We start from the raw sequence: 12,701 nt of genomic DNA, 5'->3' as shown, positions 1-12,701 counted from the left end.
GAAGATGTAAAAAATGGCATTTAAATTTAAATTACCAGATGTTGGCGAAGGAATGGCAGAAGGCGAAATCGTAAAATGGTTAGTAGCTGAAGGCGATACAGTTGAAGAAGAAGACTCAATTGTAGAAATTCAAAATGACAAATCTGTAGAAGAAATTGCAACACCTGTTTCAGGAACAATCAAAAAAATCATGGTTGCAGAAGGAACTGTAGCAACAGTTGGACAAGTTATTGTTGAAATTGATGCTCCAGGACATGAAGAAGAGGAAGAATCAGTTCCAGCAACTTCACCTGAAGCACCCGCAGCAGTTGCTCCAGCTCCAACACCAAAAGCTTCAACAGGAACTTCTTTCTTCCAATTCAAAATGCCAGATGTTGGCGAAGGAATGGCAGAAGGCGAAATCGTAAAATGGTTAGTAGCTGAAGGCGATACTGTTAATGAAGAAGATTCAGTTGCAGAAATTCAAAACGATAAATCTGTAGAAGAAATTGCAACACCTGTTTCAGGAACAATCAAAAAAATATTGGTTGCAGAAGGAACCGTTGCTTTGGTAGGTCAAGCATTATTAGAAATCGACTCTCCAGAACATAACACTGAAGGCGCAGCTCCTGTTGCTGAACCATCATCAAATCAAGCTCCAGTAACTCCAGCAGCATCAAATGAGTCTGCAGTAGTAGCACCTGTTTCAAATGAAAATGTTTTAGCTATGCCATCTGTTCGCCAATTCGCTCGTGAAAATGATGTAGATATCACTCAAGTTGCTGCTACTGGTAAAAACGGTCGTACAACAAAAGAAGATATTGAAAACTTTACAGCTAATGGTGGAAAAGCAACTGAAGCTAAAGCACCAGCAGCTGAAAAAACAGTTGAAACTAAAGCGCCAGCAGCTAAAAAAGCAACTGCACCAGCTAAAGCGTTCAAATCTAATCAAGCTGAACTTGAAACTCGTGAAGCAATGACTCCAATGCGTAAAGCTATTGCTAAAGCAATGGTAAACAGCAAAGCAACTGCTCCACATGTAACGCTGTTTGATGAAGTGGACTCAACTAAGTTGATGGCTCACCGTAAACACTTTAAAGATATCGCAGCTAGCAAAGGTGTTAAATTAACATTCTTGCCTTATGTTGTTAAAGCTATCGTTTCAGTACTGCGTAAATACCCTGCAATGAATGCTTCAATTGATGATTCAACGAATGAAGTTGTTTACAAACATTACTTCAACGTTGGTATTGCTACAGATACTGATCGTGGTTTATTTGTACCAGTTGTCAAAGATGCAGATGCTAAGAGTATTTTCTCTATCGCTGGCGAAATTACCGAACTTTCTGGTAAAGCTACAGCAGGTAAGTTAGCACCTAATGAAATGAGCAATGGTTCTATTTCAATCAGTAATATCGGTTCAATCGGTGGCGGCTGGTTTACTCCAGTAATCAACTATCCTGAAGTTGCTATTTTAGGTGTTGGTCGTATCGCTAAAAAAGCAATTGTTAACGCAGATGACGAAATTGTTGTAGCACCAGTTATGCAATTGTCATTAAGTTTTGACCACCGTATCATTGATGGAGCAACTGCACAAAAAGCAATGAACGAGTTAAAAGCATTGCTTGCTGATCCAGAATTATTATTAATGGAAGGGTAAGGTGGATTTAAAATGGTAGTAGGAGATTTCGCAATAGAGTTAGACACAGTTATAATTGGTTCTGGTCCAGGAGGATATGTAGCAGCCATTCGCGCTGCTCAAATGGGACAAAAAGTTGCAATTATAGAAAAAGAATATATCGGTGGAGTTTGTCTTAATGTTGGATGTATTCCTTCAAAAGCACTAATCAGTGCTGGACACCACTATCAAGAAGCTTTAGATTCATCTGTTTTCGGAGTAACTGCTGAAAATGTAGTTTTAGATTTTGCTAAAACGCAAGAATGGAAAAACAATAAAGTCGTATCAACCCTAACTAAGGGTGTTGAAGGCTTATTGAAAAAAAATAAAGTAGAGATTCTTCGTGGTGAAGCTTACTTCAACGATGAACATACTTTACGTGTGATGACTGAAGTAGCTGCTCAAACGTATTCATTTAAAAATGCAATTGTGGCAACTGGTAGCCGTCCTATCGAAATCAAAGGATTCAAATTCGGTAAACGTGTAATCGACTCAACTGGTGGATTAGCTTTACCAGAAGTTCCCAAAAAACTTATTGTTGTTGGTGGCGGTTATATCGGGAGTGAATTAGCTGGAGCTTATGTAAACTTAGGAGCTGAAGTAACGATTCTTGAATTTGCACCATCTATTTTACCAACATTTGAAAAAGATATGGTTAAATTAGTTACAGATAACTTTAAAAAGAAAAATGTTACGATTGAAAACGGTGCTATGGCTAAACATGCTGTTGAAACTGAAAATGGCGTTTCTGTCACTTATGAAGTTAAAGGCGAAGAAAAGACTATTGAAGCTGATTACGTAATGGTAACAGTTGGTCGTCGTCCAAATACGGATGAAATGGGCTTGGAATTAGCTGGTATTGAACTTAATGACCGTGGTTTAGTTAAAGTTGACGCACAAGGCCGTACAAACGTTAAAAATATCTATGCTATTGGAGATATCACTCCAGGGGCAGCTTTAGCTCATAAAGCTAGTTATGAAGCAAAAATTGCTGCTGAAGCAATTTCTGGTAAAAAAGTAGCTATTGATTACAGAGCTATGCCTGCTGTTGCGTTTACAGATCCTGAATTAGCTGTTGTTGGTTTAACTGCTGCAGATGCTAAAGAAAAAGGATTGGATGTAAAAACATCTAAATTCCCATTAGCTGGAAATGGCCGTGCATTATCTTTAAATGCTACAGAAGGTTTTGTCCGTTTAGTTACAACTAAAGCTGATGGAGTTCTTGTAGGAGCTCAAATCGCTGGTGTTAGTGCTAGTGATGTTATTGCTGAACTTGCTTTAGCAGTTGAATCCGGAATGGTTGCAGAAGATATTGCTTCAACTATTCATGCTCACCCATCTTTAGCTGAAGTATCAATGGATGCTGCTGAATTGGCATTAGGTTTACCAATTCATATGTAATAAAAAATCTACTCTGTATTAGTAGTCATCTTAATTGTTCCAGTTAGGATGTGTCCATACTGAAAAAGAGCCTCTCATTCTAAGTGGAATGAGAGGCTCTTTTTAATTTTTAAAAGCTCTAAATCAAGTAATGTGGATAATTCAAAATAAAATTTCATCTGAAATTTTGGATAAGAAATCGGATTAAATCTATCGGCACTATAAATTATAGACTCATTTTAAAAAGAATGATGAAGTGTAGTATAATTATAGCCACTTGAACTGTCTGTTTTGTTATACTAGGTTTATTAAGGTGTTGCTAAATAAAGAAACGAAGCAAGTATGTACGACACTTGGAGGAAAATAAATGAAAAGTGATAAAAAAATAATAGTAGTCGGTTCTGATGATTTAGCCTATCATATTTGTTTCTTGAGTATGATTACACTACAGTTAAAAGAAGTTTATTTGATCCCATCTTCAACTCAGCTAGACAACAAGATGGTTGATTTGCAATATGCGTCTAAATTATTCTCTATGAGTGAACTGAAAATTGGAAATGAAAAAGATTATGCAGCTGCTGATATTTTAATTTTAACCGCTAGAGAGACTAGACTTGAAAATGAACAAGAATCAGATTATATTAGGAGAAACATTTTATTGGTACGTAAAATCATTAATCAAGCTATGGCTTCAGGATTTAATGGATTAATTTTAGTTGCAAATGAGTTGAACGATTTATTTACATATTTGGTATGGAAATTTTCCGGCCTACCTAAATATAAAATTTTTGGGATAGGAACGTATATCGATACGGTTTATTTTCAAAAATTATTAAGTGACACATTAGAGGTTTCTTTTTGCGATATTAAAGGTTATATTATCGGGGGTAGAAAACCCATGCATAAAACTGTGGCTTGGAGCCGTTCAAGCATTGGAGGTAACTCGCTGTTGGGTTTAATAATGGATCCGAGCACCACAATCAGCCAAGAAAGTATACTCGAAATCGAAGAAAAACTAAGTAAACAGAATCAAATAAATGAAGATGGAGATTTAACCGTGACAACCTCAACAGCAGTGCTTAAATTGGTACAGTTTATTCTAACAAATGAAAAAGCTGTTGTTCCACTTGTCCATCTGATGGATATAGGAGAAATAAAAGACATACCTTTATCTATACCTGTATTGTTGGGAGAAAATGGTATCAGACAAATTAGTGGTTTGAATTTCTCTGAAATGGAACAAAAAGAACTATTGACTACTGCTAAAGAAATTAGAAGTCAGCTAGACTGGATAGAACAAGGGTAAATATGGAGGGCACAATGGAAAAAAATTATAGTTATCCAATTGATTATGAATGGACAAAGGAACAAATGGAAGATGTAGTAAATATTTGGCGAATGGTAGAATTAGCTTACGAAAAAGAAATCGATCGTGAAGAATTTTTAGTGAAGTATAGCAAATTTAAAAAGGTTATTCCTGCTATTGGTGAAGAAAAAAGATGGGGAAACAAATTTCAAGCTCTCTCAAACTATTCTTTGTATCAGGTAGTAAAAGAAGCAAAAACAACGACTAAAAAGAAAATCCACCTAATCGAAAGGTAAGGTGTTTGATCTTTTTGGCAAACTAAAAATAGTTACTTTTGAAAGGAAGCGATTCTTTTGAATCAGGTTATAGAAAGAGACCAATTAATAAAAAAATGGATTTATGCTGCTGCGGCAATAATAAAAGAATCATTCAATGATAAATTAGATATCGAGCGAAAATCAAATCGAAACGATTTAGTTACAAACATGGATAAAACTATCGAGAAACAATTTATCGAAAAGATCCATCAGTTCTTTCCTGGAGAACATATCTTAGGAGAAGAAGGATTCGGAGATGATATTAATCATCTAGATGGCGTTGTATGGATCATAGACCCCATTGATGGAACCTTAAATTTCATCAAACAACAATCTGATTTTGCTATTATGATAGCTATTTACGAAAATGGAAAAGGTCAATTAGGATATATTTATGATGTGATGCAAGATAAATTGTATTCTGCTCAAGTTGGTAAAGGAGCATATTGCAATGATGTCCTGCTCCCTATTATTGAAGACAAGCCTTTAAAAGAAGGCCTAGTAGCTATTAGTAGTGCTCTGATGTCAAAAGAAGAAGGTTTAGCCAGAACGGTTGGTAGAGCGAGTTCTGGTGTTCGTTTAATCGGTTCAGCAGGTATCGAAACAGCTCATGTGGCTTCAGGAAGATTAATCGGATATTTGGCAGCATATTTAGCCCCTTGGGATATTGCTGCGGGCAAAGTAATTGCTGAAGAGGTTGGCTTAGTTTATACAAAGCTAAACGGTGAGAAGATTGATTTGCTGCAAAAAAACCCTACTCTTGTTGCTCCTCCTACAGCGCATAAAGAAATTAGTGCACTATTGAAGACTGGAAAAAAATAGGATAAGTAGAAAATCAAGTTGCATGGTTAGTTATCTAGTCAAATATTGATTGATTATTCACAAAAATAGAGATGTGAACCAGCTGATAAATAAATCGCTTTCAATAAAAAAATGTCGTTATCTTCTCTTTTTTCTTTCCAATTGCTCCTATAAGTGTTAGAATAGATAAGTTGATAGTTGTCTTCATAAGTTTTCAATGCGTTTTCATTAAATAATTGCAAAAAAACTTATGGATAGTTCAAGTGCAAAAAAAATGTATTGGACAAATTTTTATTCGTAGATAGCGATTCAGTAGCATTGAAATAACTAGAAGAATCTTGGAGGAATACATTAATGAAAAGAAGAGAAAATCTTAGAAATATTGCTATTATTGCCCATGTCGACCATGGTAAAACAACCTTAGTTGATGAATTACTAAAGCAATCAGATACATTAGAAGGACATAGTCAATTGTCAGAACGTGCAATGGATTCAAATGCATTAGAGCAAGAACGTGGAATCACAATCTTAGCTAAAAATACTGCTGTTAGATACCAAGATACTAATATCAATATCTTGGATACACCAGGACATGCTGACTTTGGTGGAGAAGTTGAACGTATCATGAAAATGGTAGATGGCGTTATTTTAGTTGTCGATTCTTATGAAGGAACAATGCCACAAACACGATTCGTATTGAAAAAAGCCTTGGAGCAAAATTGTGTTCCGATTGTTGTTGTAAACAAAATTGATAAAGATTCAGCCCGTCCAGCAGAAGTAGTTGACGAAGTATTAGAATTATTTATTGAATTAGGTGCGAATGATGATCAATTAGATTTTCCAGTTATCTATGCTTCAGCAATGAATGGAACATCTAGTTTATCAGATGATAAAGAAGATCAAGAACCAACAATGAACTACATCTTTGATACGATTCTTTCAGAAATCCCTGCTCCAATCGATAACTCTGATGAACCTTTACAATTTCAAGTATCATTATTAGATTACAATGATTATGTTGGACGTATTGGTATCGGACGTGTATTCCGTGGAACAATTAAAGTTGGAGATGCTGTAACTTTAAGTAAATTAGATGGTTCAACTAAAAACTTCCGAGTAACAAAACTTTTAGGATTCTTTGGTTTAGACCGTGTTGAAATCCAAGAAGCTAAAGCAGGAGATTTAATTGCTGTTTCAGGTATGGAAGATATCTTTGTTGGAGAAACGGTTACACCAGTTGATCACGTTGATCCATTACCAATTCTTCACATTGACGAACCAACATTACAAATGACTTTCTTAGTAAACAATTCTCCTTTCGCAGGTCGCGAAGGTAAATGGGTGACTTCACGTAAAATTGAAGAACGCTTAATGTCTGAATTGCATACAGATGTTTCATTACGTATTGAAAATACTGATTCTCCAGATGCATGGATCGTTTCAGGACGTGGAGAATTACATTTGGCAATTCTTATTGAAAATATGCGTCGTGAAGGCTATGAATTACAAGTTTCTCGTCCAGAAGTTATCTTGAGAGACTTTGATGGTGTTCAATGTGAACCATTTGAATTAGTTCAAATTGATACTCCGGAAGAATACATGGGTTCAATTATTGAATCTCTAAGTGCTCGTAAAGGCGAAATGAAAGATATGATCAATAACGGAAATGGTCAAGTTAAATTGACTTTCCTAGCTCCAGCTCGTGGATTAATTGGTTATTCTACAGAATTCCTTTCAATGACTCGTGGATATGGAATTATGAACCATACATTTGATCAATACTTGCCACGTTTGAAAACTAAAATTGGTGGACGTCGCAATGGTGCTTTAGTTTCAACTGAAACTGGTAAAACAACAACTTATGGTATCATGGGTGTTGAAGACCGTGGAACAATTTTCATTGAACCAAGTACTGAAATTTATGAAGGTATGATCGTTGGAGAAAACGCTCGTGATAATGATATTACTGTAAATATCACAAAAGCTAAACAAAAAACTAACGTTCGTTCTGCTAATAAAGACCAAACTAACGTAATCAAAGCACCTCGTCATTTAACACTTGAAGAATCATTAGAATTCATAACTGATGATGAGTATTGTGAAATCACTCCTGAAAGTGTTCGTTTACGTAAACAAGTATTAAATAAAAGTGAACGTGAAAGATCTGCTAAGAAAAATAAATCATCACAAATCTAAAACTAAAATTAAAAAAGACAGTTTTCCAAAAATGGGTAATCATTTTTGGAAACTGTCTTTTTTTATAGAAATCCTTCATTAAAATAAGTGATTAAACTAAATTAGCACCCTTTGTTATTGTTGGATAGATATTTTGTTGCTATAATAATAGTGTTGCGAAATAATCAATAGTTTTAGAAGACTAACTAATTTGTCAACACGAATGAAATTAGAGAATAAAGGAGGCTATAGGCTTCTTTTAGCCGTAAATATGAAAAAATTTAAATACCTTGATTATTATATTTTCATCCCTTACTTAGTTTTATCCATAATAGGGATACTAATGGTCTACAGCGCTAGTAGTTATATTGCCATTAGCCAATACGATGACTCCCAACGTTATTTCATTAGACAAGCGTTTTTTGTCATTTTGGGATTGGTTACAAGTATGTTTGTTTTTTTATTCAAATATAAATTATTGAAAAATAAACGATTCTTAGTAATCGCTAGCGGTTTAATAGCGGTATTACTTATTTATTTATTCTTCTTTGGAAAAGTTACAAATGGAGCAAAAGGTTGGATCTTTATTTTAGGTTTTGGATTTCAACCGGCTGAGTTTGCAAAAATAGTTGTTATTTGGTATTTTGCTTATATTTTTTCAAAAAAGCAAAATCAGTTAGTGCATAACTTTAAAGAAACGGTAACTCCACCGTTAACACTATTTGGATTTTATCTGCTATTGATTCTTTTACAACCTGATGTAGGTGGAGCTGCTATATTACTTGTTACTGGAACTATCATGATTTTAGCGAGTGGGGTTTCGACAAAATTAGCAGCAACTGTTGGAGCATTAGGGATTGCTTTAATAGGCGGAATACTCGCTCTTGTCCGTACATTTGGTATGAGTTTGCCATTAATAGAAAAATACCAATATGATCGTTTTTTAGCTTTTTGGGATCCTTTTGCTGTTTCTGAAAGTGCGGGACTTCAATTAGTGAATTCATATTATGCTTTAAGGCGTGGAGGACTCTTTGGAGTAGGTATTGGCGAAAGCATTCAGAAAACAGGCTATCTTCCTGAGCCGTATACAGACTTCATCATGTCTATAATTGGTGAAGAAATGGGATTTGTTGGTATATTAGTTATCATTGCTTTATTTGGTTTATTGATCTTGCGAATTTATCTAGTTGGTATTAGGGCGAAGGATTCATTTGGATCATTGCTTTGTATCGGAATTGCCACTATGTTATTAGTCCAAGGGCTAGTTAATTTGGGTGGAGTAATTGGGTTAATGCCTATTACTGGAGTAACCTTTCCGTTTATCAGTTATGGAGGATCAAGTACGATTGTGCTGACCATCTCTATTGGTTTAGTATTAAATGTCAGTGCAGCAGATAAAAGAATAGTGAGTTAATGAAACAAGAAAATATCCTTATAGGGATAAAGTAAACGATTATTTACTTCACTATTTTTAATAAAACGTTTCATTCTGCTATCTAAAACGAGTAGAAAAATACGAAGATTAGGAGTGACATAATGAAAAAAGTATTAGTAGCAAACCGTGGTGAAATTGCCATTCGTATTTTTAGAGCATTAACAGAGTTAGCCATTGAAACGGTAGCAGTTTATGCACAAGAAGATGAAGGGTCCGTCCATCGTTTTAAAGCAGATGAGGCCTATTTAGTAGGAAAAGGTAAAAAGCCAATTGATGCTTATTTAGATATTGAAGACTTAATTCGTATTGCTAAAGATTCAGAAGTGGATGCTATTCATCCAGGATATGGATTTTTATCTGAAAATATTGACTTTGCTAGACGTTGTGAAGAAGAAAATATTACTTTTATTGGACCTAAACTGCATCACTTAGACATTTTTGGGGATAAAATCAAAGCCAAGGAAGCAGCAATTGCAGCTGGCATCCAATCTATTCCAGGATCTGACGGTCCAGTAGCTGACTTAGAAGGTGTTAAAGAGTTTGGGAAAAAATACGGCTATCCAATTATCATTAAAGCTGCACTTGGTGGTGGCGGACGAGGAATGCGTGTTGCCAACAGTGAAGCAGATGTAAAAGATAGCTTTGAACGAGCAAGAAGTGAAGCTAAAGCAGCATTTGGTAGTAGCGAGATTTATGTGGAACGTTATATACAAGATCCAAAGCATATAGAAGTCCAAATTCTAGGAGATACACATGGAAACATCGTGCATCTATATGAAAGAGACTGTTCAGTTCAACGACGCCATCAAAAAGTCGTTGAAGTTGCTCCGTGCGTGTCCATTTCAGAAAAATTAAGAATGGAAATGTGTCAATCGGCTGTACAATTAATGGAACATGTCGGCTATGTGAACGCTGGAACGGTCGAATTTTTATTAGAAGGTGACAACTTTTACTTTATCGAAGTTAACCCTCGTGTCCAAGTTGAGCACACCATTACTGAAATGATTACAGGAATAGATATTGTTCAAGCCCAAATTTTAATTGCTCAAGGTAAAGATTTGCATAAAGATATTCGAGTACCGCAGCAAAATGATATTCCATTAATTGGAGCAGCAATCCAATGTCGTATTACAACAGAAGACCCTATGAACAATTTTTTGCCAGATACTGGTAAGATTAATACCTATCGTTCTCCAGGTGGATTTGGTATTCGTCTCGATGCAGGAAATGGATTCCAAGGGAGTGTTGTGACACCTTTCTTTGATTCGCTGTTAGTTAAGGCTTGTGTCCACGCATCAACTTTTGAATTGGCCGTTCAAAAAATGGCACGTGCACTAAAAGAATTTCGCATTCGAGGTGTAAAAACAAATATTCCATTTATGCAAAATGTTATTTCTCATCCTGTTTTTCTATCAGGTGAAGCTAAAACAACTTTTATTGATACAACGCCTGAATTATTTGAATTCTCAAAAGTTCGAGACCGTGGAAATAAAATGATGCAGTATGTTGGAAATATTACAGTAAATGGCTTTCCTGGAATTGAGAAAAGAGATAAAAAATTCTTTACACCAGCAAGAAAACCTGCTAAATTACTGACTTTAGAAAATGACTATGAAAGTGCAAAAAAAGTGTTAGATAAAAATGGTCCAGATGCAGTCGTTGAGTGGATCAAAAATAAACAAGAAGTATTGCTGACAGATACAACTTTTAGGGATGCACATCAAAGTCTATTAGCTACTCGTGTGAGAACGCAAGACTTTTTAAATATTGCTGAAGAGACTCAAAAGGGTATTCCACAATTGTTCTCTTCAGAAATGTGGGGAGGAGCGACATTTGATGTAGCTTATCGCTTTTTAAATGAAGATCCTTGGGAAAGATTGGCAAAATTGCGCAATAAAATGCCGGATACGTTACTCCAAATGTTATTTAGAGGCTCAAATGCGGTTGGCTACCAAAATTATCCTGATAATGTTATTGAGGCTTTTATTCAACAAGCAGCACAAAATGGCATTGATGTATTTCGTATTTTTGACAGCTTAAACTGGATCCAACAAATGGAAAAAAGCATTCAAAGTGTGCGCGACAATGGAAAGATTGCTGAAGCGGCCATTTGTTATACAGGAAATATTAATGATCCCTCAAGAGATAAATACACAATAGAATACTATAAAAATATGGCAAGAGAATTAGAAAACCAAGGTGCTCATATAATTGCAGTAAAAGATATGTCTGGCATATTAATGCCACAAGCAGCATATCGATTAATCAGTGAATTAAAAGAGACTGTAAATGTACCCATTCATTTACACACACATGACACTAGTGGAAATGGAATCTTTACTTATGCAGCGGCAGTAAAAGCAGGTGTAGACATTGTAGACGTTGCGATGAGCGCTGTTAGTGGAGCAACTAGCCAACCAAGTATGAATAGCTTGTATTATGCATTAGTAAATGCAGAGCGAGTTCCAGATATTTCAATCGAGAACGTTCAACAAATCAATCACTATTGGGAAGATATTCGTTCGCATTACAGCGATTTTGAAGTAGGTATTAGTGCCCCTTCAACTGAAGTCTACCAACATGAAATGCCAGGTGGACAATACACTAATTTACAACAACAATCCAAAGCAGTAGGATTAGTAGAACAATGGGATGAAGTCAAAACAATGTATGCAACAGTTAACCAAATGTTTGGAGACATCATTAAAGTAACACCTTCATCAAAAGTCGTTGGAGATATGGCTTTATTTATGGTTCAAAATAAGTTGTCAGAAGAAGATGTCTATGAAAAAGGAATGTCTATTGATTTCCCTGAATCGGTTATCAGTTTCTTTATGGGAGACTTAGGCCAACCTGTTGGTGGTTTTCCTAAAGAACTTCAACGCATTATATTAAAGGGAAAAGAACCAATAACTGTTCGTCCAGGCAGTCTAGCTAAGTCAGTTGACTTTAACGAAATCAAAAAAGAACTAGCTGCTAAAATACAAGTAGAGCCAACCCAAGAAGATGTGCTCAGCTATATCATGTATCCACAAGTATTTTTAGATTATCGTAAAAATCTTGAAAATTTCGGTGAGGTAACATTATTGGACACAATGACATTCTTCCATGGCATGCGAACTGGAGAATCGATTGAAGTTCAGATTGAAAAAGGAAAAACATTGATTATAAAGTTAAATCAAATTGGAGAACCTAATTCTGAAGGAATGCGTATTTTGTATTTCGATTTAAATGGTCAAGGAAGAGAAGTCGTTGTAAAAGATTACAGTATCACGAGTACAAAAGCTGTTCGAAAAAAGGCGGAGCCTACAAATAAAGAACATATTGGTGCTACTATGCCAGGGTCTGTTCTTGAAATATTGGTCCAAAAAGGGGATCGGGTAGTCCAAGGTCAACCAATTATTATAACGGAAGCTATGAAAATGGAAACGACAATTAAAGCAAATATAGAAGGAATCATCGATCAGATTTACGTTGAAAATAATGATGTTATTGAAACAGGAGATTTATTAATTGAGATAGAAGCTAAATAATTTTTAAGTATAGATAGACTAGACTACAAAAAAAGGCTTATTTAATTATTGAAATATAGCAAAATATTGGTTTAGAATACTTTAGCTACCAAATTTA

8 protein-coding genes are annotated in these 12,701 nt (G+C 35.3%); all 8 read left to right on the top strand.

Features of this window, described 5'->3' with window-relative positions:
• The first annotated feature begins 13 nt into the window (after positions 1-13).
• On the top strand, positions 14-1,639 hold the full coding sequence (locus BP17_RS08385; RefSeq protein WP_035053400.1) for a 2-oxo acid dehydrogenase subunit E2: 1,626 nt from the start codon (positions 14-16) through the stop codon (positions 1,637-1,639).
• A 12-nt stretch (positions 1,640-1,651) separates the two neighbouring features.
• A complete protein-coding gene (lpdA, locus tag BP17_RS08380) occupies positions 1,652-3,058 on the top strand; it encodes a dihydrolipoyl dehydrogenase (protein ID WP_035053398.1) in 1,407 nt (468 codons plus the stop codon).
• A gap of 346 nt (positions 3,059-3,404) precedes the next feature.
• On the top strand, positions 3,405-4,343 hold the full coding sequence (locus BP17_RS08375; RefSeq protein WP_035053397.1) for a lactate/malate family dehydrogenase: 939 nt from the start codon (positions 3,405-3,407) through the stop codon (positions 4,341-4,343).
• 14 nt (positions 4,344-4,357) lie between these two features.
• A complete protein-coding gene (locus BP17_RS08370) occupies positions 4,358-4,639 on the top strand; it encodes a UPF0223 family protein (protein ID WP_035053396.1) in 282 nt (93 codons plus the stop codon).
• Positions 4,640-4,696: 57 nt separating this feature from the next.
• A complete protein-coding gene (locus tag BP17_RS08365; RefSeq protein WP_035053395.1) occupies positions 4,697-5,482 on the top strand; it encodes an inositol monophosphatase family protein in 786 nt (261 codons plus the stop codon).
• 333 nt (positions 5,483-5,815) lie between these two features.
• Positions 5,816-7,657 carry a translational GTPase TypA gene (gene typA, locus BP17_RS08360; RefSeq protein WP_035053394.1) on the top strand — a complete coding sequence of 614 codons (1,842 nt, stop codon included), beginning with the start codon at positions 5,816-5,818 and terminating at the stop codon, positions 7,655-7,657.
• A 190-nt stretch (positions 7,658-7,847) separates the two neighbouring features.
• On the top strand, positions 7,848-9,050 hold the full coding sequence (locus tag BP17_RS08355) for an FtsW/RodA/SpoVE family cell cycle protein (RefSeq protein ID WP_232219609.1): 1,203 nt from the start codon (positions 7,848-7,850) through the stop codon (positions 9,048-9,050).
• Between the two features lie 122 nt (positions 9,051-9,172).
• Entirely contained in the window at positions 9,173-12,604 is a 3,432-nt protein-coding gene (locus tag BP17_RS08350) for a pyruvate carboxylase (RefSeq protein WP_035053389.1), read from the top strand.
• Positions 12,605-12,701: the final 97 nt, after the last annotated feature.

The organism is Carnobacterium pleistocenium FTR1 (genome assembly GCF_000744285.1).
GTDB lineage: Bacteria > Bacillota > Bacilli > Lactobacillales > Carnobacteriaceae > Carnobacterium_B > Carnobacterium_B pleistocenium.
The sequence above is the reverse complement of the archived record's forward strand: the minus strand, read 5'-3'. Positions and strand labels throughout refer to the sequence as shown.

Coding starts and splice junctions, on each gene's coding strand:
- BP17_RS08350 (WP_035053389.1), top strand. CDS start 9,173: ATGAAAAAAGTATTAGTAGCAAACCGTGGTGAAATTGCCATTCGTATT.
- typA (WP_035053394.1), top strand. CDS start 5,816: ATGAAAAGAAGAGAAAATCTTAGAAATATTGCTATTATTGCCCATGTC.
- BP17_RS08370 (WP_035053396.1), top strand. CDS start 4,358: ATGGAAAAAAATTATAGTTATCCAATTGATTATGAATGGACAAAGGAA.
- lpdA (WP_035053398.1), top strand. CDS start 1,652: ATGGTAGTAGGAGATTTCGCAATAGAGTTAGACACAGTTATAATTGGT.
- BP17_RS08375 (WP_035053397.1), top strand. CDS start 3,405: ATGAAAAGTGATAAAAAAATAATAGTAGTCGGTTCTGATGATTTAGCC.
- BP17_RS08385 (WP_035053400.1), top strand. CDS start 14: ATGGCATTTAAATTTAAATTACCAGATGTTGGCGAAGGAATGGCAGAA.